General features: G+C 67.0%; 27 protein-coding genes. 16 read left to right on the forward strand and 11 right to left on the reverse strand.

Annotated features, from left to right (window positions below; translation table 11 throughout):
- Window positions 1–1,567: phospho-sugar mutase (locus tag D477_RS13005; protein ID WP_005269932.1), on the forward strand; the 1,567-nt coding region annotated here is incomplete at its 5' end.
- A 7-nt stretch (window positions 1,568–1,574) separates the two neighbouring features.
- Here D477_RS13005 and D477_RS13010 read toward each other — a convergent pair.
- From D477_RS13010 to D477_RS13020, 3 genes are all read right to left on the reverse strand, one after another.
- Window positions 1,575–1,931, reverse strand: coding sequence for a hypothetical protein (locus D477_RS13010; protein WP_005269934.1), 357 nt, complete (start codon window positions 1,929–1,931; stop codon window positions 1,575–1,577).
- A 69-nt stretch (window positions 1,932–2,000) separates the two neighbouring features.
- Window positions 2,001–2,327: a hypothetical protein gene (locus D477_RS13015; RefSeq protein WP_005269943.1), complete on the reverse strand. Its 327-nt coding sequence runs from the start codon at window positions 2,325–2,327 to the stop codon at window positions 2,001–2,003.
- A 121-nt stretch (window positions 2,328–2,448) separates the two neighbouring features.
- Window positions 2,449–3,912, reverse strand: a complete 1,464-nt coding sequence (locus tag D477_RS13020; RefSeq protein WP_005269945.1) for an aldehyde dehydrogenase family protein — start codon at window positions 3,910–3,912, stop codon at window positions 2,449–2,451.
- Window positions 3,913–4,164: 252 nt separating this feature from the next.
- On the opposite strand from D477_RS13020, the gene D477_RS13025 reads away from it, so the two are divergent.
- The 6 genes from D477_RS13025 to D477_RS13045 all read left to right on the forward strand — a co-directional run bounded on the left by D477_RS13025 (window position 4,165) and on the right by D477_RS13045 (window position 8,730).
- On the forward strand, window positions 4,165–4,995 hold the full coding sequence (locus tag D477_RS13025; protein WP_005269946.1) for a hypothetical protein: 831 nt from the start codon (window positions 4,165–4,167) through the stop codon (window positions 4,993–4,995).
- A 60-nt stretch (window positions 4,996–5,055) separates the two neighbouring features.
- Window positions 5,056–5,214, forward strand: coding sequence for a hypothetical protein (locus D477_RS22715; RefSeq protein ID WP_190273569.1), 159 nt, complete (start codon window positions 5,056–5,058; stop codon window positions 5,212–5,214).
- A gap of 246 nt (window positions 5,215–5,460) precedes the next feature.
- On the forward strand, window positions 5,461–6,132 hold the full coding sequence (gene deoC / locus D477_RS13030) for a deoxyribose-phosphate aldolase (RefSeq protein WP_005269948.1): 672 nt from the start codon (window positions 5,461–5,463) through the stop codon (window positions 6,130–6,132).
- Window positions 6,133–6,176: 44 nt separating this feature from the next.
- The gene (locus D477_RS13035; RefSeq protein WP_005269949.1) at window positions 6,177–6,410 is read left to right on the forward strand and encodes a hypothetical protein; all 234 of its coding nucleotides are present in this window, start codon (window positions 6,177–6,179) and stop codon (window positions 6,408–6,410) included.
- 280 nt (window positions 6,411–6,690) lie between these two features.
- Window positions 6,691–8,037: a Na+/H+ antiporter NhaA gene (gene nhaA, locus D477_RS13040; protein WP_005269950.1), complete on the forward strand. Its 1,347-nt coding sequence runs from the start codon at window positions 6,691–6,693 to the stop codon at window positions 8,035–8,037.
- A 210-nt stretch (window positions 8,038–8,247) separates the two neighbouring features.
- Entirely contained in the window at window positions 8,248–8,730 is a 483-nt protein-coding gene (locus D477_RS13045) for a VanZ family protein (RefSeq protein WP_005269951.1), read from the forward strand.
- A gap of 38 nt (window positions 8,731–8,768) precedes the next feature.
- Here D477_RS13045 and D477_RS13050 read toward each other — a convergent pair whose 3' ends face one another.
- Window positions 8,769–10,307 (reverse strand): M20/M25/M40 family metallo-hydrolase, encoded by a 1,539-nt coding sequence (locus D477_RS13050; RefSeq protein WP_005269952.1) that lies wholly within the window; start codon window positions 10,305–10,307, stop codon window positions 8,769–8,771.
- A 597-nt stretch (window positions 10,308–10,904) separates the two neighbouring features.
- On the opposite strand from D477_RS13050, the gene D477_RS13055 reads away from it, so the two are divergent.
- Window positions 10,905–12,218 carry a UDP-glucose dehydrogenase family protein gene (locus D477_RS13055; RefSeq protein ID WP_005269953.1) on the forward strand — a complete coding sequence of 438 codons (1,314 nt, stop codon included), beginning with the start codon at window positions 10,905–10,907 and terminating at the stop codon, window positions 12,216–12,218.
- A 5-nt stretch (window positions 12,219–12,223) separates the two neighbouring features.
- Here D477_RS13055 and D477_RS13060 read toward each other — a convergent pair whose 3' ends face one another.
- Window positions 12,224–12,502, reverse strand: a complete 279-nt coding sequence (locus tag D477_RS13060; RefSeq protein ID WP_005269957.1) for an SHOCT domain-containing protein — start codon at window positions 12,500–12,502, stop codon at window positions 12,224–12,226.
- Window positions 12,503–12,691: 189 nt separating this feature from the next.
- A complete protein-coding gene (locus tag D477_RS23560) occupies window positions 12,692–12,823 on the reverse strand; it encodes a hypothetical protein (RefSeq protein ID WP_272943823.1) in 132 nt (43 codons plus the stop codon).
- 465 nt (window positions 12,824–13,288) lie between these two features.
- Here D477_RS23560 and D477_RS21265 point away from each other — a divergent pair, with 465 nt between their 5' ends.
- From D477_RS21265 to D477_RS13090, 5 genes are all read left to right on the forward strand, one after another.
- On the forward strand, window positions 13,289–15,424 hold the full coding sequence (locus D477_RS21265) for a M1 family metallopeptidase (protein WP_005269959.1): 2,136 nt from the start codon (window positions 13,289–13,291) through the stop codon (window positions 15,422–15,424).
- Window positions 15,425–15,507: 83 nt separating this feature from the next.
- Window positions 15,508–15,717 carry a helix-turn-helix domain-containing protein gene (locus tag D477_RS13075; RefSeq protein ID WP_005269961.1) on the forward strand — a complete coding sequence of 70 codons (210 nt, stop codon included), beginning with the start codon at window positions 15,508–15,510 and terminating at the stop codon, window positions 15,715–15,717.
- Window positions 15,714–15,923, forward strand: coding sequence for an ATP-binding protein (locus tag D477_RS13080; protein WP_005269963.1), 210 nt, complete (start codon window positions 15,714–15,716; stop codon window positions 15,921–15,923). The genes D477_RS13075 and D477_RS13080 overlap by 4 nt, the downstream gene beginning before the upstream one ends.
- Before the next feature lie 45 nt (window positions 15,924–15,968).
- The gene (locus tag D477_RS13085; protein ID WP_005269965.1) at window positions 15,969–16,469 is read left to right on the forward strand and encodes a DUF2505 domain-containing protein; all 501 of its coding nucleotides are present in this window, start codon (window positions 15,969–15,971) and stop codon (window positions 16,467–16,469) included.
- A 10-nt stretch (window positions 16,470–16,479) separates the two neighbouring features.
- On the forward strand, window positions 16,480–16,701 hold the full coding sequence (locus D477_RS13090) for an SCO4848 family membrane protein (protein WP_005269966.1): 222 nt from the start codon (window positions 16,480–16,482) through the stop codon (window positions 16,699–16,701).
- Here D477_RS13090 and D477_RS13095 read toward each other — a convergent pair whose 3' ends face one another.
- From D477_RS13095 to D477_RS13115, 5 genes are all read right to left on the reverse strand, one after another.
- Window positions 16,702–17,292: a TMEM175 family protein gene (locus D477_RS13095; protein WP_005269975.1), complete on the reverse strand. Its 591-nt coding sequence runs from the start codon at window positions 17,290–17,292 to the stop codon at window positions 16,702–16,704.
- A gap of 141 nt (window positions 17,293–17,433) precedes the next feature.
- The gene (locus D477_RS13100) at window positions 17,434–18,753 is read right to left on the reverse strand and encodes a S8 family serine peptidase (protein WP_005269976.1); all 1,320 of its coding nucleotides are present in this window, start codon (window positions 18,751–18,753) and stop codon (window positions 17,434–17,436) included.
- Between the two features lie 145 nt (window positions 18,754–18,898).
- Window positions 18,899–19,345, reverse strand: a complete 447-nt coding sequence (locus D477_RS13105) for a universal stress protein (RefSeq protein ID WP_005269977.1) — start codon at window positions 19,343–19,345, stop codon at window positions 18,899–18,901.
- Window positions 19,342–21,738, reverse strand: coding sequence for a phosphoenolpyruvate synthase (ppsA, locus tag D477_RS13110; protein WP_005269978.1), 2,397 nt, complete (start codon window positions 21,736–21,738; stop codon window positions 19,342–19,344). Before ppsA ends, D477_RS13105 begins: the two co-directional genes overlap by 4 nt.
- A gap of 21 nt (window positions 21,739–21,759) precedes the next feature.
- Window positions 21,760–22,194, reverse strand: coding sequence for a hypothetical protein (locus D477_RS13115; protein WP_005269979.1), 435 nt, complete (start codon window positions 22,192–22,194; stop codon window positions 21,760–21,762).
- 260 nt (window positions 22,195–22,454) lie between these two features.
- On the opposite strand from D477_RS13115, the gene D477_RS13120 reads away from it, so the two are divergent.
- The 3 genes from D477_RS13120 to D477_RS22720 all read left to right on the forward strand — a co-directional run bounded on the left by D477_RS13120 (window position 22,455) and on the right by D477_RS22720 (window position 24,433).
- Complete coding sequence (locus D477_RS13120; RefSeq protein WP_005269980.1) at window positions 22,455–23,087, forward strand: cation transporter; 633 nt, start codon at window positions 22,455–22,457, stop codon at window positions 23,085–23,087.
- A 295-nt stretch (window positions 23,088–23,382) separates the two neighbouring features.
- Complete coding sequence (locus D477_RS13125; protein ID WP_150110120.1) at window positions 23,383–23,631, forward strand: hypothetical protein; 249 nt, start codon at window positions 23,383–23,385, stop codon at window positions 23,629–23,631.
- 262 nt (window positions 23,632–23,893) lie between these two features.
- Window positions 23,894–24,433 carry a hypothetical protein gene (locus D477_RS22720; protein ID WP_005269983.1) on the forward strand — a complete coding sequence of 180 codons (540 nt, stop codon included), beginning with the start codon at window positions 23,894–23,896 and terminating at the stop codon, window positions 24,431–24,433.
- The last annotated feature ends 155 nt before the right edge of the window (window positions 24,434–24,588 follow it).

Genomic DNA, 24,588 nt, shown 5'->3' on the forward strand with positions numbered 1-24,588 from the left:
CGGCACCGCCGGCCTGCGCGCGGCGCTGGGCCCCGGGCCCAACCGGATGAACCGTGTGGTGGTCCGCCGCGCTGCCGCTGGGGTGGCGAGGTACCTGGTGGCGAAAGTCGGGACCACAAGCCGGCCACGCGCCGTCGTCGGTTATGACGCCCGCCGCAACTCGGACATCTTCGCGCAGGAAACCGCCGCCATCTTCACCGCCGCCGGGATCGAAACCTTCCTGCTGCCGTCCGCGCTGCCGACGCCGGTGCTCGCCTATGCGGTCCGGTCCCTGGAGTGCGACGGCGGCGTCATGGTGACGGCGAGCCACAACCCGCCGCAGGACAACGGCTACAAGGTCTACCTGGGCGGCCGGGTCACGGACGACGCCGGACGCGGCGCCCAGCTCGTTGCGCCCGCCGATGCCCAGATCGCCGCCGAGATCGCGGCCTTCGACGGAATCGAGGGCATCGCCCTGGCCGAGGACGGCTGGAGCGTCCTGCCGGCTTCCGGTGAACCGGGATCGATCGAGGACGCCTACGTCGACGCCGTGACCGCGCTGGCCGACCCGCGGCTCTTCCCGGCGCGGAACCTGAAAATCGTGCTCACGCCCCTGCACGGGGTGGGCGGTCAGACGGCGCTGGCGGTGCTGCAGCGGGCCGGATTCGAGGACGTGGCCCTGGTGGAGCCGCAGGCCCAGCCGGACCCGGACTTCCCCACCGTGGCCTTCCCGAATCCCGAGGAGGCAGGCGCCCTGGACCTCGCCCTGGAGCTGGCCGCGGAAACCGACGCCGACATTGTGCTGGCCAATGACCCGGATGCGGATCGGGCCGCCGTGGCGATCAAGCGGTCCGCCAGCGGCAAGTGGAGCATGCTGCGCGGCGATGAAGTCGGTGCGCTGCTCGGCTCGCATCTGGCCGCCCGGCTCCACGGAGCGGCTTCCGGCACGGCCGTCTTTGCCAACTCGATCGTGTCGTCCCGGCTGCTGGGCAAGGTGGCCGAGCGGCACGGCCTTGCCCACACCCAGACCTTGACCGGCTTCAAGTGGATCTCCCGGGTGCCCGGGCTGGCCTACGGCTACGAAGAGGCGCTGGGCTACTGCGTGGCGCCGGAGCTGGTCAAGGACAAGGACGGCATCTCCGCAGCCCTGCTGATCGCCGAGTATGCCGCGGACTCCCTGGCCAAGGGCCGGACCCTCCAGGACGAGCTGGACGAACTGGCGCTGGCCCACGGGGTGCACGCCACGGACCAACTCTCCGTCCGCGTGGGCAGCCTCGACCTGCTGGACGCCATGATGCGCAGGCTGCGGGAGAACCCGCCGGCGTCCTTCGGCGGCTCCCCGGTGGAAACCACCACGGATCTCGCCCTCGGCAGTGCGGAGCTGCCGCCGACCGAGGGACTGCTGTACACAACCCGGGACGGCTCCCGCGTAATCATCCGGCCCAGCGGCACCGAACCGAAGCTCAAGTGCTACCTCGAAGTGGTCCAGCCGGTGGACGGCGCGGACGAACTGCCCGCCAAGTACACGCAGGCACGGGAGCGGCTGGACCAGATGCTCGAGGACATCAACGACGCCTTGGGCCTGTAGCGTCCGCTCAGGCAATGACCGCGCCGTACCCTGTCGTCGTCAGCGCATGCAGCCAGAACAGGCCCAGCGGCACGAGCGGAACCAGGAGCGAGCACACCCCGGCGCCGCGGCCGCGTCCGGTGAAGGCCGCCACGGCACCCAGCGCCATGCCGGGGAGCACTCCGGCCAGCCCGACCTGCGCGAGGACAGCGCCCGCGGCGGAGGCCTGTGCCTCATCGGCGCTGCAGAGGTTCTCCAGCGCGCACAGGCCCTGCAAAGCCATCGGAAAACCCACGATGATCAGCGCGGCGGCCGCCGTGCACACACCAAGCGCCAGCCACCCCGGCCAGCGCGGCTTGGCCGGACCGTCCGCGTGGGACATCATCTCCCCAAGATACTCCGGCAGGAGTCAAGCGGGAATGAGCCGGCAGCGCCGGAGCGGACCACCGCCCGGTCAGCTGCAGCTGGGCAACTCCACCTCGGGTGCAACGGTCCCGCCGCCAGCGCCGGACGAGGCCGCGATGCCCACGACCGTGGCCGCGATGTCCTCCAGCGCCACCTGCATGAAGGTCAGCGAGTGCAGGTTCTCCTCGCGCTGGGCCTGCGGCACCCCGGCCGAGGAGTTGAGCCAGGTGAAACGCGTGATCTTGCCCTCCAGCTCACCCAGCAGGCCCCGGATCTCGGCCTCCAGAGCCGCGGACTGGTGCTCCTGGGCGGCGGATGCGTCCAGGGCAGCTTCTGCTGGTTCAAAACGTTGGAGCATCGAGGACTCGTGCGGCATCGACTGGCCTTTCAGGGGAGGGATGGCACCACCATGACAGTGGCGCCAGCCACATAATAACGTTTCATCCCCTGCCGCCAACACCCCTGTCCCGGCGTGTCCGCTGACACATCGGCGCCGATCAGATCGGGTACTGCGCGTGGCCGTACTGCTGGATCGTGACCCAGCGCTGCTCGGTGAAGGAATCAATGCCTGCCTGGCCGCCGAACTTGCCATAGCCCGAGTTCTGGATCCCGCCGAACGGCGCCATCGCCTCATCCGCTACCGGCTGGTCATTCACATGCACGATCCCGGTACGCAGCCGCTGCGCCACCTTGAGCCCTTCGTGGATGTTCTCCGAGATCACGCCAGCCGTCAGCCCGTACTTCGTGTCGTTGGCCAACTCCACCGCATGCTCCGGACTGCGGGCCGGCAGCACCGTGGTGGCGGAGCCGAAGATCTCCTCATGGTAGATCCGCATGTCCGGCGTAGTCCCGGTCAGCACCGTCGCCGGCACCACGGAATTCTCCAGCTTGTGCCCGCCGGCCACGGCCTTGGCCCCCTTGGCCACGGCATCGTCGATCAGTTCGTACTGCCGCTTCGCTGCCTTGGCGTTCACGGCCGGACCGATCACGGTCGCCGGATCGGTCGGATCGCCGGTAGGCAGCCCGGAAACCTTCCTGGCAAACCGGTCGGTGAACTCCTCCACCAGGCTTTCGTCCACTACCACCCGGTCCACGGACATGCAGATCTGTCCGGCGTTCATGAACGAACCGAATGTCGCGGCATTCACGGCGTAGTCCAGGTCCGCGTCCTTGAGCACAACCAGGCTGTTCTTGCCGCCCAGCTCCAGCACGGCGGGCTTGAGGTTCTCGGCCGCCATGGTCCCGATCTTGCGGCCCACCGCCGTCGACCCCGTGAAATTCACGATCCGCACGCGCTCATCGGTGATCATTGCGGAAACGACGTCGGCCGCGTCCTCCGGGGCATTGGTCACCACATTGAGCACCCCCGGCGGCAGCCCCGCGTCCAGCAGCGCATCCGCCAGGTAGAGCCCGCAGGAGAGCGGAGCGTCCTCGCTGGGCTTGAGCACGGCGGTGTTGCCCACGGCCAGCGGGACCGCGATGGCTCGGATGCCGAGGATGAACGGCGCATTCCAGGGCGACATAGCGCCTACCACGCCGAACGGCTGCCGCACCGCGAGCGAATACACGCCCGGCATGTCCGTGGCCAGGACGTCCCCGCGGGTCGCCGTGGTCGCCGCCGCCGCCTCGCGCAGTATGTTCGCCGCGAGCCCGGTGTTGAACAGCGACCAGGGCTTCACGCCGCCCACTTCGCCGGCCATCAGCTCGGCGCCCTTCTCCGCCCGCTCCTCGAGCAGGTCTGCCGCCTTCAGGAAGATCTTCCGCCGGGCACTCGGCGCCATCGCCACCCAGTCGTCGAACGCCTCCGCTGCTGCGTCGACCGCCTTCGTCATGTCCTCCGGACCGGCAGCGGCCACGGTGGCGAAGGGCTCGCCGGTGTAGGGGTTGATGTCCTCAGTGGTTTTGCCTGACGCGGCCGGAACGTGCTTGCCACCGATGATCAGGTCACGCGAGATTGCCATTTGAGCCTCCTTGTGCCGGCATTCCGGACCGGCAGAACGTCGGTCCGCAGTCTCTTTCTTGCTACCACTTACGACGGCGGAATGATAGGCGCGTGCCCGTCCCACCCCTCATTTTCCGAACCATGGCCCCCTCATTTTCGGCGTTGTCCGTTTCATCCGCAGCCGGGACCATGGAGGTCCATCCATAGTTTCGCGGGCATGGCTGGTAACGGGGCGCTGGACCCTGCCCGTCACTCGAGAAGGACACTCGACGTGGGGAAAATTCCAGCCGCCCTGATCACGTGCGCCCTGGCGTGCGGAACCCTGCTGCCGGCCGCCCAGCCTGCGGCCGCAGCCACCGCGACTACCGTCGTCGCCGTCGGAAGCACCAATTCCAAGGCCTTGTTCAACAACGCCGGCGGGTACGTCGCGTCGAACAAACGCTTTGCCCAGCACTACTACCTGAAGAACATCAAGACCAACCGGACCGGCGCGCTGCAGGAGAGCCGCGGCGGCAAGTGGGTCACCGTGCAACGGCTCACCTGGCGCAAGCAGGCTGGCTTCACCAATTCCACCGCCGTGACCGTCCGGACCACCTCCACCGCCGCCACGGTGACCAAGAAGTACCGCCTGGTCGTCAACGCGACAAAGCAGGAGAAGCAGTGGATTTCGGCCACCGCGACGCTGCGGCATCAGAACCCGCGGCATTACACCGGCTACAAGCGGACCGTCTACAACACGATCAAGAAGTACTGCCCGGACGTCATCATCCTCGAAGAGAACCGCACCCGCAGCTACACCTACAGCACCTCGCTGCGGATGAACGTCGCCCGCCGGCCGGCAGGCCAACTGCTGAAGTACGCCGCCCTGCACGAATGCGCGCACATCCGGCAGTTCAGCCTCTACCTGCCCTCGCAGCAGCCGACCCTGCACAAGAAGCTCAACGCGATCTACAAGACCACCCGCGGGGTTGAAATGGCCGCGGACTGCATGGCCTTCCGGATGGGCGTCAACAGCAAGCTCATCTTCGGCACCTACACGAAGAACTGCTCCGGGGCACGCGGAACGGCGGCGGCCAAGCTGCTGGCCGGCAGGAAGCTCTGACCGTCCACCAGCGCCAGGAATGCCCTTTTGCGCGTCCCGGGATTGTGCAACGATGCCGTCATGAGGCACGGATACAGCCATGGGCACCACGACGGCGAGGACCTGCCGGCGAGCGATCCCCGCGCCATAGCCGAACGCCGCCGGGAGGCGGAAGAGAAACTCGAACAGCACCAGCGGGAAGCGCGGGAGAAGGAAGCGCGCGAGCACCCCAAGGAGTAGTTGCCATCTTCAGCTAGCTGCGTTCCTGTTGAGGTTGATCTATCGCTAGATACGGAGACGATGCCGCTCGTGTGGCTCCCAGTTGCAGCCATGAAGCCCGGAGCTTAGTGAAACATTTCACTATGGGGCCACATTTTACTTTCGAGTTTAGCCATTCCGCGGCCGCGCGGGGCGACTAGGCCCAATGCAGCGCATTGGCCTTCTATGCAAAGATGGAGGCTGCAGACCACGTTCGAGAGGATGCCAATGTCCGGAGTCGCCGCCTATATTGACCACACGCTGCTCAAGCCGGAGGCGTCGCGGGAGGACATCTTGAAGGTCTGCGAGGAAGCGGTGAAGTACAAGTTCGCCTCCGTGTGCACCAACCCTGTCTGGACTGCCCTGGTGCACAGCACGCTGAAGGGATCGGGCGTGAAGACCTGCGCCGTCGTCGGCTTCCCCTTCGGCGCCACGCCCACGGACGTCAAGGTGTATGAGGCACGCGGCGCGAATCTCGACGGCGCCGATGAAGTCGACATGGTCGTTAACGTCGCGGCTGCCCGGGCCAGTGACCGCAGCTCCCTCTTCACCGATATCGCCGCGGTGGCCGACGCCGTTCACGCCGGCGGTGCTTTGCTGAAGGTCATCCTGGAAACCCATTTCCTCACCGACGAGCAGAAAGTTCTGGTCTGCGAGGTCGCTGCCGAGGCGGGCGCGGACTTCGTGAAGACCTCTACCGGCTTCACCGGAGGCGGCGCCACCGTCGAAGACATCAAACTGATGCGCGCCTCGGTCGGCCCCGAACTCGGGGTCAAGGCCTCCGGTGGCGTACGCTCGATCGAAGACGCCAAAGCCCTGCTTGAAGCCGGCGCCACACGAATCGGAGCCAGCTCGTCAGTAGCTATTGTTAACGGCGAGACAGCAACTTCCGGATACTGAACCGTCCGGAGCACCACCCACGCATTTCGAGGAGAAACACCCAAATGGCAACCCCCAAGCAGCGCTCCCATTCCGGCGAAGGCCACCTGGTCAGCAACATCATCACTTTCGCCCTCATGATGGTGCTGTTCCTCGGCTCCCTCGTTGCCTTCGGCCTCGAGCCGGAGATCGGCGCCATTCCTGCCTTCGGCATCGGCCTGGCGCTCTTCACCCTGTCCTTCTTCATCCCGAAGCAGATCATCGGCCGCTCGGACTCGCACAAAGACCTCGCCAGCTAGAACCCCAACGGGCGTCAGCCCCCTAACACCTGGGCGCACAGCCCCGGCTTCAGGAGAACTCCGGTGCTCGGCTCTGGCCGAAAACCCGGTGGCACCTGCAGCCGGGCTGTGCGCTCAGCCAGTTAATGAGCCGCCACCCGCAGAGGCGAAAGGACGACGGCACCCGGGCACCGGCGTCGTTAGCTTGCGGCCGTTGGGGCGGGCGCATGTAGACTGGCTCACGGTGTGACGGGAAGTCTGGTCGTCAAAGTCCTTGATGACCCGACCCCGAAGGAGCCCCATGAGCGATCCTGCTTCCGGCAAGCCCAACAAGACGATTCTTGGTCGCGGCAGCTACCCCGAATACCTGCGCCTCAGCGACCTGCTGCGGAAGGAAACGGTTGGCGGCATCCTGCTGCTGATCGCCGCCGTGGCAGCGCTGGTCTGGGCCAACTCCCCCGCTGCCGGCAGCTACTTCGGCATCCGCGACTTTGAAATCGGCTACGAGCCCTGGCACCTGCAGCTGAGCATCGGCAAATGGGCCTCCGATGGCCTGCTGGCCATCTTCTTCTTCCTGACGGGACTGGAGCTCAAGCGCGAGTTCGTGGCCGGTGACCTCCGCTCCCCCAGCCGGGCGATTGTGCCCATCGCCGCGGCCTTCGGCGGCGTAGCGGTTCCGGCCCTGATCTATGTCATCGTCAATCTGGCTGCCGGCCCTGGGGCGCTGCGTGGCTGGGCAATTCCAACCGCCACAGACATCGCCTTCGCCGTCGCGGTACTGGCCGTGATCAGCTCCCACCTGCCCAGCGCCCTGCGCATCTTCATCCTGACCCTGGCCGTAGTCGATGACCTGATCGCCATCGCCATCATCGCGTTCTTCTACACCTCTGAAGTCCATGTGCCGTTCCTGCTCTGGATGCTGCTGCCGCTCGTCTGCTTCGCCTTCCTGACGCAGAAGTTCTCCAGGTTCTTCGCCCGGCACCATCTGGCCGCGTGGGTCATCCTCCTGCCGCTCGGCATCATCACCTGGGCCCTGATGCATTCGTCCGGCGTGCACGCCACCGTTGCCGGCGTGCTGCTCGGCTTCACGGTCCCGGTCCTGCGCCGTGTTAAGGATGGCGGACCCGATTCCGGCCCCGGGCTGGCCGAACAGCTCGAACACCGCTTCCGCCCGTTGTCCACCGGCTTCGCCGTGCCGGTCTTCGCCTTCTTCTCGGCCGGCGTCGCCCTCGGCGGCTGGGACGGTTTCACCTCGTCGATCACGGACTCCGTGGCCCTGGGCATTATCCTCGGCCTGTTCCTCGGCAAACCGATCGGCATCATGCTCACCACCTGGGTCCTCACCAAGGCGACGAAGGCCAACCTCGACCCGTCCTTGAAATGGATCGACGTCCTCGGTGTCGCCATCCTCGCCGGCGTGGGCTTCACAGTATCCCTGCTGGTCAACGACCTCAGCTTCGCCCTCGGTTCGGAGCACCACGACCACGCCAAGGTCGCAGTGCTTAGCGGATCGCTCATCTCCGCGCTCGTCGCGACGGTCATCCTGCGCGCGCGCAACCGGCACTACCGCCGGATAGAGGCGGAAGAACGAGTCGACGCCAACCAGGACGGCATCCCCGACGTCTACGAAGAGGACACCCGCGGCTAACCCATTCTCCGGGAATTCCAGCTTACGATCCTTGGCGGGGCAGGGGAGCATGACGTGAACCTCATGGCTGTGCACCTATACTGATGGGTGCCGGCGGGAAAGTCATACTCCGAGCTGGCTAATCGAGCTGCAGCTCTTGCGGGAACAATAATGCCGCTCACCGCTCCATCCACCAGACCGTCGAGAGCGATTTCACTGCCAGTGCCTCGGATGAATTGCGTACCGCACCGCCTGCCTGCCTCGCGTGCCAACGGAGGCCGGGGCCACCTGGCCCTTTTCCTGCTGGCGCTCTACCTGGTCACGGTGGCCTTCATCGTGCTCTGGCCCTCCCCCGTGGACCAGCAGGCTCATGGGACGATCGCGCGGATCCTGGCCCGGCTGCAGTTGCTGGGCGCGCCTAATTGGATCGACTACAACCTGGTGGAAGCCAGTGCGAACGTGTCGATGTTCGTGCCGATCGGCCTGCTGGCCGGGGTGCAGCTGCGCGAAGGGCTGCGCTGGCTAGCGCTGCCCGGCGCGTTTGCGGTCTCCTTCCTGATCGAGCTGTGCCAGGACACCTTCCTGCCCGGCCGGTTCGGCACCATGCAGGATGTGCTGGCCAACACGCATGGCGCGGCGATCGGGCTGGTCATTTTGTACGCGGTCCTGGAGTACCGGCGCGCACGGAAAACGGCGCCGTCGGGCATCCCGTAGAGATGAACGACGGCGCCGTGCCGGGTTAGCGGGGCGCGTTACCGCTGCTCGCTGTGGCCCTGATGATCCCAGTGGCCGTGGTTGCCGTTGTTGTGGCCCAGGCCTTTGCCCTTTTCATGCCCCTTACCCTTGCCCTTGTGTGGCTGGACCTCGGCGAATGTGGCCGTGGCATAGACGATGGCATCCGCCATCTCTCCCAGCAGCTTCTCGTCGATGTTGGACAGGTCGTCGCAGGCGGTGTGGTAGCACGGATCGTACGCCTCGCCGGCGGTGCCGCCGAAGATGGCCGCCTCGCCCTTGGTCTTGGTGCCTTCGGCGCCGGTGAAGAGTCCGCCGGCCGGGATGCCCGCTGCGATGAACGGAGCGTAGTCGGAGCGGCCGCTGTACTCCGTCTCAGCCGAGGCCAAGCCCTGCGAGGCAAAGTAGTCAGCGAAGACCTTCTCGATCTCGGCTGAACCTTCCGGCCCGGCCTGGCCGAACTCCGAACCGTCGCCGTCGTAGACGAACCGTACGCCATTGGGTGAGCCGACCATGTCGAAGTTCAGGTTGAGCGCATGCTGGGCAATTTCCGCCTCGCTCAGCTCGGAAACGTAGTATTCCGAACCGATCAGGCCGCTTTCCTCCGCTCCCCAGAAGGCGAACCGAACGCGGTTCTCCGGAGCAGCCTTGGTCTTGGCCAGCTGGATGGCGGTTTCGAGCACGGCGGCGGTGCCGGACCCGTTGTCGTTGATGCCGGCTCCTTCGGCCACGCTGTCGAAGTGCGCGCCGACGACGACGGTTTCGTCTGCATTGCCCTTGGTATCCGCGAGGATGTTGAACGTAGTCGAGTCGAGGACCTCGCCGTCCACCTTGATCCGCACCGTGGTGTCCGGGTCGGCGGCCAGTTCAACGCCGAGGGCATAATCGCCGCCGACGGCCGGGATGGAGGGCTCTGTGACCTCGCCGAGGGTTCCGTTGAGCACATCTGTCCGGCCCTCGCCGTTGCCCTGGTTGAAGATGATCACACCGGCGGCTTTGGCGGCGGCAGCTGCCTGTGCCTTCTCGCCGAAGGTGCAGGTGCCGCGCTGGATAAGTGCGATGTTGCCGGCCGGGAAACCCTCGAAATCCGCTGCTTCGCAGCCACTGGTGGAGGCGGCGGGGTCCGTGAAGTTTACGTCCACGGCCGTCACCGCAGCCGTTACGTCTCCTGCACCGGAGTATTCCATGGTGCGGAAGCGGGTGCCGATTTCGTAGGTAGTCTCAACGGGCGCGACCTGCTGCAGTTCGGCCGGGCTGTGCTCGATGAACTGCTGGTAGTCGAAGTACTGGCGCTGCGGGTCGTAGCCCGCATCGCGCAATTGCTCCTCGACGTACTCAGCCGCGGCCTCGTAGCCAGGGTTGCCCGACGCGCGGTTCCCTCCATTCGCCTCGGCGATCTCCTGCAGTTCCTCCAGGTGCCCGACGACGTTGTCGGTCTTCACGGCCTTCCGCAGCTTTTCCGTAATGTCCGGCGCTGCCTGAGCGGTACCGCCCAGTCCCAGGGCAAGCAGGACGACGGCGGACACAGCGACCGCGCGAGTGGTGCGTTGATGCTTCATGAGATGCGATTCCCTTTTGTCTCCATTCGCCGGTTCCCTCGGTCCCAACTCCGGCTAGTGGCCCAGAGACTAATGCCGTCCAAGAAAAATCGGAAGGCCTTGTTTCAGAATCACAGCATCTTGGCCGCGCTGCGCCCGCATCGCCGTGCCGCTATTGACAGGCGAGGAGATCCCGCCGTGAAATTTGGAGTTTAAGCCTTAGCGCATCAGCTCAACCTGCGGAAGGGCGCGCCGCGCGACCGTAAGCGTGCCCAGAAACCGGCGGCGAACCTAGCCAGGTCCACAGCGAGTGCCACGGCCTCGCTTGGCCTTGGTATTCGGGCACTACAGACTGCTGACATTTGGATCCCCATCCCCCAACTCGTCCATCCCCGCGCTCCCAGCGCAGGTTATTGGGCCTAAAAGCGCCCTAACGCAAAATGTCAATGCGTAAAACGCCCCGACCTGGGTTTTGGGTGGAACTGCTCAGTGAGACATCTACAGAAGCGGCGTAAACGAGGCATGGCTTTAATCTTCCCTTCACGATTGCGGGATACTGTCAATAGCGGATGCCGGTGGTTCGCCGGCCACAACGACCAGTCTCATTGAAGGATCAGTATGCGAATTTCCGTTATCGGCTGCGGTTATCTCGGTGCCGTGCATGCAGCTTCCATGGCCAAGCTGGGCCATGAGGTCATCGGTATCGACGTCGACGAGCGCAAGATCAGCGAGCTGCAGGCCGGCCGCGCGCCGTTCTTCGAGCCCGGCCTGCCGGAACTGCTGACCGAGGTCCAGGAAACCGGGCGGCTGTCCTTCTCCACCAACATGGCCGACGCCGAAGGCGCCCGCGTGCACTTCGTCTGCGTCGGCACCCCGCAGCGCAAAGGCGAGAACGCAGCCGACCTGACCTACGTCGACGCCGCCTTCAACGAGCTCTTCCCCTACCTGAACGAGGGCGATATCGCCGTCGGCAAGTCCACCGTCCCGGTCGGCACCGCCGCCCGCCTCGCCGATCTGGCCGCGGACAAGGCCCCCGGCGCCGTGCTGGCCTGGAACCCCGAATTCCTGCGCGAAGGCCACGCCGTCAAAGACACCCTGACCCCGGACCGCTTCGTCTACGGCATCCCCGCCGGGCCCGCCGGCGAAGCCGCCACCGCCGCCCTCGACGAGGTCTACGCCACCCCGCTGGCCGATGGTACCCCCCGTCTGGTCGTCGACTACGCCACCGCCGAACTGGTCAAGACCGCCGCGAACTCCTTCCTGGCCACCAAGATCTCGTTCATCAACGCCATGGCCGAAGTCTGCGAAGCCACCGGCGCCGACGTGACGGCCCTGGCCGACGCAATCGGCATGGACGAGCGGATCGGCCGCAAGTTCCTCAACGCCGGCGTCGGCTTCGGCGGCGGCTGCCTGCCCAAGGACATCCGCGCCTTCATGGCCCGCGCCGGCGAACTCGGCGCCGACCAGGCCCTGACCTTCCTGCGCGAAGTCGACGCGATCAACATGCGCCGGCGCACCCGCGTCGTCGAACTCACCCGCGAACTGTGCAGCGGCTCCCTCATCGGCAAGCGCATCACCGTCCTCGGTGCCGCGTTCAAGCCCGAATCCGACGACGTGCGCGACTCCCCCGCGCTCTCCGTCGCCGCCCAGCTCCAGCTCCAGGGCGCCACCGTCACCGTCACCGACCCCGAGGCCCTGGCCAACGCCAAGGTCCGCTTCCCCGAGCTGGCCTACGAGCCGGAGACCAAGACCGCCCTGGCCCGCGCGCACGCCCTCGTGCTGCTGACCGAGTGGAAGGAGTACCGCGAACTGGACCCGGCCGCCGTCGGAAACCTCGTCGACGACAAGAACATCCTCGACGGCCGCAACGTGCTCAATCCCACCGCCTGGCGCGACGCCGGCTGGCACTACAAAGGCATCGGCCGCCAGTAGCCCCTTCAGGGAAGCGGGGTCTCGCCGAGGACCCGCAGCCGCTCGTTGTAATCGTCCGGTGTGATGTGGCCGTGCGCCAGCCGTTCATCCAGAATCTGGCGCGCCCGGCTCCGTGGCGGCGGGCCGAGCGGCTGCGCGCCTGCGGCTGACGTTTGGGCGCCTTCGTTCCGCGTGAAGGAGATCAGCGCCCGGACCACGAGCACGGCCAGCAGCACCACGACCAGCAACAGCACCAGGCCGAAGATCCACGCGAAGCCCAAGAAGAGCCAGTTCCCGTCCATCATTGCCACCCATCCCCTTTGATGATGCCGCAACGGGACCCGCGGGGGTCCCTTTGGTGCCAAGGATACGCTTGGGCTGCGCCGGGAGACAGGGCCGGTGGCTGTTGAGTGGCGTGCTTCCGGAAGACAGTCAGGGCCCCGGCCTGGACAGAGACATTGTTCCCTCCGGGCCGGGGCCCTAGGTGCTTTCGGCTACGGGTTGATGATGTTGCCCGCGTAGTCCGTGTTGTAGCCGCGGACCGGCTGGTGCGGAATCTGCTCCCAGGATTCGGGATTCATCTGCTCAACTTTGCCGCTGGCCATGCCGAGCAGCAGAGAGGTCATGGCCAGTTCGTTCTGCCGGATGCTCTTGCCCCTGGCCTTCTGCCCGAGGCTGCCGTCCGAGGTGTTGCCCGAGGCCTCGAAGAAACACCACCGGGTTGCTGTAGCCCTCCGGATTGTGTGATGCGGTAAGTGGCTGCCGCCGGGTGATTATGCGGTTCACCCAGCGGTGAACCGAACCTATGCGAACTTCCGATTGGTGTCTATCAACCACTGCCAGTTCCGGACGTTTTGGTGCGGATCTGCCCGCTTGCCGCCCAAAAATCCGCCGGCCGGCGCCCAGGTCCGGCAGCGGCATCCAAGTTTTTCCCAACGCGTGGCTCCAAAGATGAATCCAGGCGCGGAACCGGAGTGCCGGCGGCACTTCATTGACACGTCAGGACAAGCAGAGCAAGGTAGGGACCACCAGATTTGAAGAAATCGAGTGGGGGCACGCGGGGCTGGCGCTCCGCTTCATGGGAGAACAGCATGAGCTTCAGATCCTGGTCAGGAAAAGCCGGTCCAGCGGGCCAGTCGGCGCCAGCGGGCCGGCTCGGCAGTTGCTGGCTGCACCGCGGCACTGCAGCCGGTGCTGCGCTGGGACTGGCCGCCGGTATCAGCCTGCTGCCGTCCTTCCCGGCCGTCGCCGCTCCGGATCCGGACGCCGTCGAATTCGAACCAGGAACCTCCGGCCTCAAGGACCCGTACTTCCCGAAGGCCGGCAACGGCGGCTATGACGTCAAGCATTACCAGCTGGACCTGGATTACCATCCGCCAATGGACAAGCTGGCCGGCACGGCCACGATCACGGCCCGCGCGAAGCAGGATCTCGAGACCTTCAATCTTGACCTGGACGGGCTCAGCGTCGAGTCCGTCCAGGTCAATCGGCTCACGGCCGCCTGGTACGTCCTGGAAGAGGGCGAGCTGACTGTCACCGCTCCCCAGGGAATCCTGCGCGGCAAGGAATTCACCGTCGTCGTCAAGTATGAAGGGGTCCCCAAGACGATTACCGAACCGGGCACGGCCGGGTTCATCCATACCGAGGACGGGGCCGTGGTCACCGGCCATCCGCTCAGCGCGCCGACCTGGTTCCCTTCCAACAACCACCCGAGCGACCGGGCCTCGTTCAGCTACAACATCTCCGTGCCGGAAGGCTGGGAAGCGCTGGCCAACGGGGCATTGAAGGGCAAGTCCAGCAAGGCCGGCAGGACCACCTGGTCGTGGGAGTCCAAGGAGCAGTTGCCGCCGTACCTGGCGTCCATCAACATCGGCGAATTCGACATCGAGCACTATGCCAAGGGCGGCACGGACTACTGGAACGCGCTGGATCCGGCGCTCAAGGACGTGGTCACGCCGCGCAACGGCAATGGCCTGGCCTGGTCGCACACCTCGGATGCCTCTTACAAGCGCCTGGCCCGGACCGTCAGCGTGCCCGGCGACGGGGCGGAGCTTTCCTTCTGGCTGCACCGGGACACGGAGCCGGGCTGGGACTTCGCCTTCGTCGAGGCGCGCACCGCCGGCAGCGACGACTGGACCACGCTCAAGGACACCACCGGCCACGCCACGGCCGACACAGGACAGTCCTGCCCGGCCTGGCATGAGGTGCATCCTTTCCTGAAGCGCTACCAAACGGACGACGGCGAGGGCGGCTGCCAGCCGGAAGGCACCTCGGGCCAGTGGTGGGCAGCGAGCGGGGCCAGCGACGGCTGGGAAAAGTGGGAGTTCGACCTTGAGGCCTACAAGGGCAAAGACGTCGAACTGTCCATCACCTACGCCAGCGACATCACCGGCCAGCACGACGGCGTGCTGATCGAGGACATCATCATGTCGACCGACGAGGGCTCCACGTCGTTCGAGAACGACCGCAACCGGGACCGGCTGGAGGGCTGGACGGTGGCGGGGGCGCCGGAGGGCAGCCCGGCCAACACCAATGACTGGGAAGCCGGTGTTTCCACCCCGACCTCAATTGGCGCCAGGGCGCAGAAGGGGCTCGACCGGCAGCCCGAGATCCTGTCCTTCCTCTCCAAGCGGTTCGGCGACTACCCGTACGGATCGGCCGGCGGCGTAGTGACCGAGCAGGACGGACTGGGCTTTGCGCTGGAGAGCCAAAGCCGGCCAATCTACGCAAAGGACTGGTTCTACGATCCCGCCAGCGCGGATTCGTACATGGTGCACGAGCTGGCGCACCAGTGGTTCGGCGCCGACCTGTCCGTGGCCAGCTGGAAGGATGCCTGGCTGACGGACGGCTTCGCCACCTACGCCCAGTGGCTGTGGAACGAGGAGCAGGACCTCGGAACCGCGCAGGAGACGTTCGACTTCTACGCCGGCATCGATTCCGGCGAGCAGTTCTGGAAGCTGCGGCTGACGGATCCCAAGGCGGACCACCTCTTCGACCCGGCGCTGCAGGCCCGGGGCGCCATGGTGCTGCATGCACTGCGTGAAGAGCTCGGCGACAAGCAGTTCTTCGGCCTGCTGCGCAGCTGGGCGGAGGAGCATTCCGGCAGGGCAGTGGACACCCGGGACTTCACCGAATTCGCTGAGGCGTACTCGGGCCAGGACCTGCGGGAGCTGTTCGAGCTGTGGCTCTTCACGCCGGGCAAGCCGGGAACCCTGAAGGCATCCTGAGAATCGCCCGCGCCGGCCGTGTCCGTCGCTCCGGCGGAGGCGGCGCGGGCCTAGAGTAGCTGTACGTTTCCTGGGGAGGAAAAATGCAACGTGGACAAGAACCGGGCATCAGCAGCTTCCTGACCGTCTTGGACGTCGCAGAACGGCTGAATGTTTCCAAGATGACCGTGTACCGGCTGGTGCATTCCGGAAAGCTGCCGGCAGTGCACATCAGCCACTCATTCCGGATCAGCGAAGATGCCGTCTCGGACTATTTGGCCGGCGCGGCCGTGGAGGCCGATCCGGGCATGTGACCGGCGAGGTCTTCACGCGCTTTTTCCGCAGTACGACGGCGCGGCGGAGCAGCATTCCGGGGGTCGGGCTGGGGCTCGCGCTGTCGAAGGACATCGTCGAGCGGCATGGCGGCACGATCGGCTGCCGCAGCGCGCTCGGCGAAGGCAGCACCTTCACTTTCACTTTGCCGCTGCCGGGTCACGGGCCGGCCGGCGGTAACCAGTAGGATGGTTGCTGGCCCGAATTGAACCGATCCCCGGGAGTCCTTTCCATGGCACTGTCTGCCTCCACCACCCTGTCCCACCCCGTCGCCGAGGTCACCGAGACGTTCATCAGCGAAGACTTCCTGCGGCACATCAGCGAAATGGTCGGCGGCAGCCTGGTGTCCGTGGACCGGGACGGCGCCGTGGACGGTGCCTTCACCCTGAAGGTCGTGCGGAACATTCCGACCACCCGGCTGCCCGACATTGCTCGCAAGATGCTCGGCGAGTTCCTCTCCGTCACGCAGACCGAGCAGTGGCAGGCCCCCGAGGCGGACGGCTCCCGCACGGTGAACATCGACGTCAAGATCGCCGGCGCTCCGGTGGATGTCGACGCGGTGCAGAAGCTGGTGGCCGTCGGCGGCAGCACCCGCGTGGACCTGGAGGGCGAGGTTTCCTCCGGCATTCCGTTCCTGGGCGGCAAGGTGGCCTCCGCGGCCGAGCCGATGCTGGGCAAGGCGCTGAAGATCCAGGCGACGCAGGCCGAGGCCTGGATCGCCGGCCGCGCCTAAGGGTTCCGCCATGACGATGCCGGCCGCACTGGCCTGGATCCTGGTCTTCGCCGGAGTCTGGTCGCTGGTGGCGTGGGCGCCCATCCTGCTGGCCGCGTGGAAGGATCCGCGGGCCAGGGACGAGAACGGGGCGCTGACGCGCTACTTCACCAACCGCTTCATGCTGGTGTCCACCTCGATGATCCTGGGCCTGGCCACAGCGGTCATCGGGGTGCGCGGACTGGCCGGCTGATCAGGGACGCCGGAGCCGCGGTCTTCGCCGGGTCAGCAGCAGCGCCGGGATGACCAGGATCCACACGTACATCGCCGCGTCCGCGCTGATGAAGGCCACCGGGATGCTCAGCAGGAACACCACCGGCACCGGCAGCATCGCCCACAGCAGGTAGCGGTACATCGGCTCGTCCACCACGGGCTCGATCAGCTTCGCCCGCCACGCATGCCACCAGATCAGGTTCAGCACCAGGAACACGGCGGCGATGACCAGGGCGTAGAGCACCGCCGGCCAGGGCGAGATCTCGCCGCCGTAGTTGCTCAGGAAGCTCGTGGGCATCGGCAGCACGGCGATGAAGAACAGCAGCAGCAGGTTCAGCGCCTGCAGCGGGGCGTCGTACCGGTGGATCACGGTGAACTTCCGGTGGTGGCTCAGCCAGGCGATGCCCAGCACCGTGAAGCTGATCGCGTACGCGATGAATTCAGGCACCGCTGCCGCAAGGGCCGCGCCCAGGTGCTCCTGGTCCAGCCCTTCCGGAATGATCAGCTCCAGCACCAGCAGCGTCATCGCGATCGCGAACACGGCGTCGCTGAAGAAAACGGTCCGCTCCACCGAATCCCCCGAGGAGAACGGCTGCCGGTGGGGCCGCGCAGCTCCTCCCGCGGGAGAACCCTCCGGATGCGAAGGCTCCGGAGGGTTCCCGCTGCGGCGAGGTCCGCCGTCGTCCCCTGCCATGCTGTCCAGCGCGCCGGCCTAGAACACGGAACCGCGGATCAGGTAGCCGTAGAAGCGCGAGCCGTCCGAATCCGATGCATCGCCCGTGAAGCCGTGCGCCGGATTGGCCTCGTTGTACTCCGACGTGGCGGCCAGGAAGCTCGCCATGATGTCCTTCGCGGCGCCGCTGCAGGTTCCGCTGCTGACGCAGAGCGCCACCGTACCGGCCACCGCCGGGCTGGCGAAGCTGGTGCCGTGGTTGTTGCCGTAGCCGCCTGGCACGGTGGACTGGACGCAGACGCCGGGTCCGGCCACGGTGTGGTCTTCGTCGCCGGAACCGGCGTAATTGGAGAACGACGCCGGTCCGTCGTCCTGGGCGTACCGGGTCAGGTCTTCGCCGTCGCACAGTGAGGAGCCCGCGCCGCCGGGGCGCCCGTCGAAGTCGCCGATGGCGGTGGCCGTGAGGACCTCGTCATAGGCCGCCGGAATCGTGGTGGCGAAGTCCGCGCCGCTGTTGCCCGCTGCCACCGCATAGGTCACGCCCGCCTCGACCGAGCGGCAGATGGCCGCGTGCATCGGGTCGCCGGTGCTGCCGCAGTCGCCGTCGTCCGCGCCCGGTCCGCCGATGCTCACGTTGGCGACCGCGATGTCGTTGGCCGGATCGTTGTCGGTGCGGGTTTCGGTCACCCAGTCGAAGGCGCAGAGCAGGGCTGCTTCGGAGATCGCGCCGGCGTTGTCCATCACGCGGACCGACCACAGCGGGGCTCCGGGCGCCATGCCCACCAGGCCGGTATCGTTGTCCCGCGCGGCGGCGACGCCGGCTACCGCGGTGCCGTGGCCGTAAACGTCGATCACCGGCGACTCGTTCCGGGCGCTGCCGCTGCTGCAGTCCACACCGCCCTGCACGTTCAGGTCCGGATGGCTGCCGTCGATGCCGGTGTCGATCACGGCGATATTCACATCGACGGAGCCGCTGCCGTCGCCGGCCCGGGTGCTGGATTCATCCGCCCCGGTCCGGGTGACGCTGCGCGGCACGGACTGCGCCGCGAGCGAGAACGTCCGGTTCGGCGCCACGTAGGCCACATCCGGGTCGGCCGCCAGGTCTCCTGCCGCGGCCGCGGTCATCTCCGCGGAGTAGGCCGGAACGGCGTGGCTGTAGGTTCCCGTTTCGGTCAGCGCATACTGCCGGTCGTGTTCGCCCGCAGCGGTTTCAGCGTCGACATGGTCCTTCAGGACCACGATGTATTCATCCACCGGCTGGGCCGCCGAGGCGGGGGCCAGCGCCCAGCCTCCGGCAGCGATTCCCAGCGCGGCTCCCATGGCCAGAAGCCGGCCGGCCCCCGAGCGCTCAATCCCCATGATGTCCTCCAAGCACGCCACTATTGGTCCCCCCGGTTGCTTTGTCCGGCACACCCGCCCCCAAGCGCGCGTCAAAAACAGTATGGCCCTGCCCACAGCCTCCGTCTAGGGGCAATCGAAACCATTTCGTTATCTTTCGCGGCCGCTACTGCGTGTGCTCGATATGCGTGATCAGCACCGCGCAGTGCGCATGCGCGGCGACCGAGGAGCTGACCGAACCGAGCAGCAGCCCGGCGAAGCCGCCGTGTCCGCGGCAGCCCACGACCAGCAGCTCCGCCCGCTTGCTCGCCTCGATCAGCAGGTGCGCTGCCTGGCCCTGGCGCACCGTCCGCTGCAGGCCGGGCGGCGGCTCCGCGCCGAACACATCCCGCACGCTGGCGTCCTGCAGCTGCCGGGCGTCCTCGGCCGGATCCCATTGGACAGCGGACATCGGCTCGACCATCAGCGGATACTGCCACGCCGTGAGCACCTCGACGTCGCAGCCCAGCAGGCCGGCAAAGCGCCGTGCCTCGCGCAGCGCATGGTGCGAGTGCGGGGATCCGTCCACGCCCACCAGCACCACCGGGCGGCGTGCAACGTCGTCGTTATTCATGGCTCCTCCTTGCGCCGCTGTTCCGCCTCGGCGATCCGCGGCACGGTCTTCACGAAGGTGTCCGGGTTCAGCGAGATGGTGTCGATGCCTTCATCGACCAGGAAGGCGGCGAAATCCGCGTGGTTGCTCGGCCCTTGGCCGCAGATGCCGATCTTGATCCCGGCGGCGTGCGCGGCGCGGATCACCTGGCTGATCATCCGCTTGACCGCCTCGTCGCGCTCGTCGAACAGCGGCGCCAGCAGTTCGGAATCCCGGTCCACGCCAAGCACCAGCTGGGTCAGGTCGTTCGAGCCGATCGAAAAGCCGTCGAAGCGCGCGGCGAACTCCTCGGCCAGGATGACGTTGGAGGGGATCTCGCACATCATGTAGACCTCCAGCCCGTTCTCGCCGCGGACCAGGCCGTTCGCCGCCATCACCTGAAGCACCTTGTCCGCCTCCGCCGGGGTGCGGCAGAAGGGGATCATAACGACGACGTTCCCGAAGCCGAGCTGTTCGCGCACCTTTCCCAGCGCGCGGCATTCGAGCGCGAAGCCCTCCCGGTAGCGTTCGGCGTAGTAGCGCGAGGCCCCGCGGAAGCCGAGCATCGGGTTCTCCTCCGCCGGCTCGAACGCGGCGCCGCCGAGCAGGTGGGCGTATTCGTTGGTCTTGAAGTCGCTCAGCCGCACGATCACCGGGCGCGGGAAGTACGGGGCGGCGAGCTTGCCCAGTCCGGTGGCCAGTGCCTGCACGAAGTACTCCCCCGGATCCTCGAACCCCGCGGTCAGCTCCCGGATCCGCTCGGTATCCGCCGGATCCGCCACCCGGTCCGGGTGCACCAGCGCCATCGGGTGGATGCGGATCACGTCGTTGATGATGAACTCCATCCGGGCCAGCCCCACTCCGGCCGCCGGCAGCCGCCACCATTGGAATGCCGCGGCCGGACTGGCCACGTTGACCATCACGCCGGTGCGGGTCTGCGGCAGTTCGGCCAGATTGATCTCCTCGGTCTCGTACTCCAGCACGCCGTCGTATACGTGCCCCTCGTCGCCCTCGGCGCAGGAGAGCGTGATCTGTCCGCCGTCGGCGATCGCTTCGGTGGCGTTGCCGGTACCGACGACGGCGGGGACCCCGAGTTCGCGGCTCACGATCGCCGCGTGGCTGGTGGTGCCGCCGTGTTCGGTGACGATGCCGGCGGCCCGCTGCATCACCGGAACCCAGTCCGGGTCCGTCATCTCGGTCACCAGCACCGCACCGTCCCGGAAGCGGTCGATCTCCGCGGCACTGCGGATCACACAGGCCTCACCGACGGCGATGGAATCCCCGATGGCGGCACCGGTGGCCAGCAGCGGACCCTCGCCCAGCAGCCGGTGCACGCTGAAGCGGCTGCCACTGCGCCCGGCCTGCACCGTCTCCGGGCGGGCCTGCACCACGAACAGCCCGCCGGTGGTCCCGTCTTTGGCCCACTCCATGTCCATCGGCGTGCCGTAATGCTGCTCAATGGCGACGGCCCAGCGCGCGAGCTGCATGATTTCGCCGTCGTCAAGGACCAGAGCCCGGCGCTCCCGCTCCGTGGTGTCGACCAGCCGCGTGCGGACGCTGCCCCCGTGCCCGTAGACCAGCTTGCGCTCCTTCTCGCCCCGGGTGCGCTCGATAATCGGCGTGCAGCCGTCGCGGCCCAGCAGCGGCTTGTAGACCAGGTACTTGTCCGGATTGACCGTCCCCTGCACCACCGTCTCGCCCAGTCCCCACGCGGCGCTGATCACCACCGCATCCGGGAACCCGGTCTCCGTATCCAGCGTGAACATCACCCCGGAGGCGCCGACGTCCGACCGGACCATCCGCTGCACCCCGATGGACAAGGCCACCTGCAGGTCGTCGAACCCCTTGATCGCCCGGTAGCTGATCGCCCGGTCCGTGAAGAGCGAGGCGAAACAGCGCCGGCACGCTGCCAGCAGGGCCCGGTCCCCGGCGATGTTAAGGAAAGTCTCCTGCTGCCCGGCGAAGCTCGCATCCGGCAGGTCCTCCGCCGTCGCACTGCTGCGCACCGCCACCGGCGCCGCATGCGTGTTGGACCGCTCCGACAACTGCCGGTAGGCCTGCACAATCGCCGCGGACAGCTCCGGCGGAAACTGCGCCGCCAGGAACAGCTCCCGCACCGCGTGCCCCGCCTCGGCCAGGCCCACCTCGCCCGACCGGTAGCGCTCCAGCCAGCCTCGCAGCCCCGGCTCCATCCCGTTCGCCCGGACGAACTCCCAGTAGCCCTCCGCCGTCACCGCGAAGCCCTCCGGCACCTGCACCCCTGCTTCAGCCAGAGACCGCACCAGCTCGCCCAGCGAGGCGTTCTTGCCTCCCACCCGCGGCACGTCGCCCATGCCGGTCTCCTCGAACCATACGACGTACCCCGGCTCCATCATTCCCCCCTCCGCCGCCGCTGCTCACGGCCTGGTCAGGCGCAGCGAATCGCGCAGCTCCACACAGGCCTGCTCGCAGCGTGTGCAGGCCTCCTGGCTCAAGCGGCAGTGCGGGAAGCCCACATGCGGCTCGCACTGTTCCCGGCAGTGCCGGCAGGCCGTGATGCACGCTTCGAGCAGCGCACCCATGAGCGCCTTGCCGCTGTCCGTCCCGGGCGATCCCAGCCGCGGCAGGATCGACGCGGCCGCCAGGCACAGATCCGCGCAGTTCTCCTGCGCCCGCTGGCAGGTGCGGATGTTCTGCGCGCCCTGCTCATCCAGCCATGCGTCCGCGCCCGACCGGCAGGCCTGGGCACAGTCGAAGCAGGCTTCGATGCAGACCCCGCGGGCCAGGCGATGTTCGGGAGCGGTTTCCGGCGCCGTTGGATGTACGGCCAGCACATGCTGCGTACTGCTCATCAGGACTCCCGCCGCCAAGCACGTGCCGCGGGTGCAACCGCCCCAGCGCGCGCCGCGGCTTGATGCTGACAGGGTACGCCCGTTCCGCACCCGCCGCACCTGCCATGTGGGTGTAATTTAGGGTCCAGCGTCCCGCAGCTCTGGCATCTGGCCGCGGTTGCAGGAGTACGACGGCGGTGCTTGGCTTCGGTTCCGATATCCTGCAGTAGCCAGCGAGGCAGACACCTGGCCTGCAAAGCAGGCAGGAGGGCAGCAATTCGGTGGACAGCGCCAAAGCACACGGGTCCGGACTGGAACGGCGGCTCCGAAAGACGGTCCTCTGGGTTGCAGGCCTCAATTTGGCCTACTTCTTCGTGGAGATCAGTGTCGCGGTCGCCATCGGGTCCGTTTCCCTCTTCGCCGACAGCGTCGATTTCCTCGAAGACACCGCCATTAACCTGCTGATCTTCGCCGCCCTCGGCTGGTCGCTCCACCGGCGGGCCGCCGCCGGCAAAGTGATGGCCCTGGTCATCCTGCTGCCCGCCCTGGCTGCAGCCTGGCAGGCATTCGTCAAAGCCGGAGCGCCCGAACCACCGGACCCCCTATCCCTCGTATTGACTGCCGGCGGTGCAGTGGTGGTCAATTTCGTTTGCTCGCTCATCCTGTCCAGGTTCCGCAGCCACGGCAGTTCCCTAGCCACGGCTGCCTTCCTCTCCGCCCGCAACGACGTCCTGGTTAACCTGGCCATCATTGCCATGGGGCTGCTCACGGTCTGGCTCGATTCGGGCTGGCCCGACATCATCCTCGGCCTCATCATCATCGTCCTCAACGCCGGAGCCGCCAAGGAGGTCTGGGAAACGGCGGAAGAGGAAAGGCTTGCCGCCAAAGCACTGGCCGGTGAAGAAATCGACTAGCCTTCCCACCCGTCGCCACAAAGGACAACGTGGCACGAATCTCACCGGCGTGCCGGACCGCACCACCCAATCAATCACTTGCCTCGCCCGTAGGATAGCCGAAGGACCGGAGCTTCCCTTTCGTGGGACTACCGCCCTGACTATCCCCCCGCTTAATCCGGCCGCTGACGGCCGGCTGGAAGTTGAGTTGATGAACACCCCTGGCAATACCGAGCCGTACCCGCGTCGCCGTGACATTCGCACCGGCGCAGCCGATCCCGTCCCTCCGACAGGAATGATCCCGGTGGTACCGCTCGTGAAAAAGCCGTCCGGCGAACCCATGCCCACGCGCAAGGAACTTCGCACCGGGATGATCCAAACCGTTCCAGCCAAGAAGGCAGAACCTGCCGGTAGCACGCCAACCGCCGAGCCGTCCGCCAAGTCAATCGGGAACAGCACGGCCAAGAACGACCCCAAGCCGTCCCACCGGCGACCGTGGTTCGCCGCCGCGGCAGCCGCCGCCGTCGCCTGCGCCATCCTGAGCTGGTTCCTGCTCGCTGGCTGAACCGCAGCGATAACTCCCACTGTGCTCCCACGCGTCCGCCTGCGCCATGTCACTTGAAGCGAATGTGTAAAGGGTCTGCAGCAGTAGCAACTTCCGTGTCCGCGCTGTTCAGGGTTGCGGCCCCATCTTCAGGCCCGCTGCAACAGCCGCCGCCGGGTGACGGTTTTCGTCTCTGCCTCCACAGCTCACCGGCTGTTTAGGTTGTCCACATTCCGCTTAAACGATGGTGAGTCAGGTCACGCGCCCTCCTAGGCTGGAACACATGTTCGATACCATGGGACCGCTCGCGGAAGAACCGCCGCCGGACGAACCGGCACCTCCCGGCGGGCCGCCGCCGGATGAACCGCCCCCTCCAGAGGGCCCGCCGTCGCCCGAATCCGAATCCGGGGCCGGTGCCCTGCCCTTGCCTGCCGCGGCCGGCGGGATGCCGGACGCGCAGCAGATCGAGTCCTGGCTGGCCCTGCTCCGGGACGCGGCCAAGACCGGCGACGCCCTGGACGACGCGGCGCGGATCGACCGGATCCGCGCGCTGGAGAACCTCAAATCCTCCGCCTGCGCGCTGCAGGCCGCCGATGCCGTGGCGCTGGACCGCTCCCGCCGCGAAGCCGACGCCGCCGCCGGCATCAAACCCGAGAAGCAGGGCCAGGGCGTCGGCCGGCAGGTCGCCCTGGCCCGGCGCGAATCCCCCACCGCGCCGGCCGGCTGCTGGGCATGTCTCGGACCCTGGTCAACGAAATGCCCCACACCTTCGCCGCACTCCAAACCGGTGAACTCAACGAATGGCGCGCCACCATCCTGGTGAAGGAAACCGCCTGCCTCAGCCTCGAGGACCGCGCCGCCGTCGACGCCAGCGTCGCCGGCGACCCCGCAGCCCTCGAAGGCGTCGGCACCAAGGAACTCACCGCCCGCGCCCAGCAGGCCGCCTACGCCCTGGACCCGCACGCCCAGGTCAAACGC

It is taken from the genome of Arthrobacter crystallopoietes BAB-32, from assembly GCF_000328305.2.
GTDB classification, from domain to species: domain Bacteria; phylum Actinomycetota; class Actinomycetes; order Actinomycetales; family Micrococcaceae; genus Crystallibacter; species Crystallibacter crystallopoietes_A.

Coding starts and splice junctions, on each gene's coding strand:
- D477_RS13060 (WP_005269957.1), bottom strand. CDS start 12,502: ATGATGGACGGGAACTGGCTCTTCTTGGGCTTCGCGTGGATCTTCGGC.
- deoC (WP_005269948.1), top strand. CDS start 5,461: ATGTCCGGAGTCGCCGCCTATATTGACCACACGCTGCTCAAGCCGGAG.
- D477_RS13010 (WP_005269934.1), bottom strand. CDS start 1,931: ATGATGTCCCACGCGGACGGTCCGGCCAAGCCGCGCTGGCCGGGGTGG.
- D477_RS13090 (WP_005269966.1), top strand. CDS start 16,480: ATGACGATGCCGGCCGCACTGGCCTGGATCCTGGTCTTCGCCGGAGTC.
- D477_RS13055 (WP_005269953.1), top strand. CDS start 10,905: ATGCGAATTTCCGTTATCGGCTGCGGTTATCTCGGTGCCGTGCATGCA.
- D477_RS23560 (WP_272943823.1), bottom strand. CDS start 12,823: ATGACCTCTCTGCTGCTCGGCATGGCCAGCGGCAAAGTTGAGCAGATG.
- D477_RS13075 (WP_005269961.1), top strand. CDS start 15,508: ATGCAACGTGGACAAGAACCGGGCATCAGCAGCTTCCTGACCGTCTTG.
- D477_RS13035 (WP_005269949.1), top strand. CDS start 6,177: ATGGCAACCCCCAAGCAGCGCTCCCATTCCGGCGAAGGCCACCTGGTC.
- D477_RS13115 (WP_005269979.1), bottom strand. CDS start 22,194: ATGAGCAGTACGCAGCATGTGCTGGCCGTACATCCAACGGCGCCGGAA.
- ppsA (WP_005269978.1), bottom strand. CDS start 21,738: ATGATGGAGCCGGGGTACGTCGTATGGTTCGAGGAGACCGGCATGGGC.
- D477_RS13085 (WP_005269965.1), top strand. CDS start 15,969: ATGGCACTGTCTGCCTCCACCACCCTGTCCCACCCCGTCGCCGAGGTC.
- D477_RS22720 (WP_005269983.1), top strand. CDS start 23,894: ATGTTCGATACCATGGGACCGCTCGCGGAAGAACCGCCGCCGGACGAA.
- D477_RS13015 (WP_005269943.1), bottom strand. CDS start 2,327: ATGCCGCACGAGTCCTCGATGCTCCAACGTTTTGAACCAGCAGAAGCT.
- nhaA (WP_005269950.1), top strand. CDS start 6,691: ATGAGCGATCCTGCTTCCGGCAAGCCCAACAAGACGATTCTTGGTCGC.
- D477_RS13045 (WP_005269951.1), top strand. CDS start 8,248: ATGAATTGCGTACCGCACCGCCTGCCTGCCTCGCGTGCCAACGGAGGC.
- D477_RS13050 (WP_005269952.1), bottom strand. CDS start 10,307: ATGAAGCATCAACGCACCACTCGCGCGGTCGCTGTGTCCGCCGTCGTC.
- D477_RS13105 (WP_005269977.1), bottom strand. CDS start 19,345: ATGAATAACGACGACGTTGCACGCCGCCCGGTGGTGCTGGTGGGCGTG.
- D477_RS13020 (WP_005269945.1), bottom strand. CDS start 3,912: ATGGCAATCTCGCGTGACCTGATCATCGGTGGCAAGCACGTTCCGGCC.
- D477_RS21265 (WP_005269959.1), top strand. CDS start 13,289: ATGAGCTTCAGATCCTGGTCAGGAAAAGCCGGTCCAGCGGGCCAGTCG.
- D477_RS13100 (WP_005269976.1), bottom strand. CDS start 18,753: ATGGGGATTGAGCGCTCGGGGGCCGGCCGGCTTCTGGCCATGGGAGCC.
- D477_RS22715 (WP_190273569.1), top strand. CDS start 5,056: ATGAGGCACGGATACAGCCATGGGCACCACGACGGCGAGGACCTGCCG.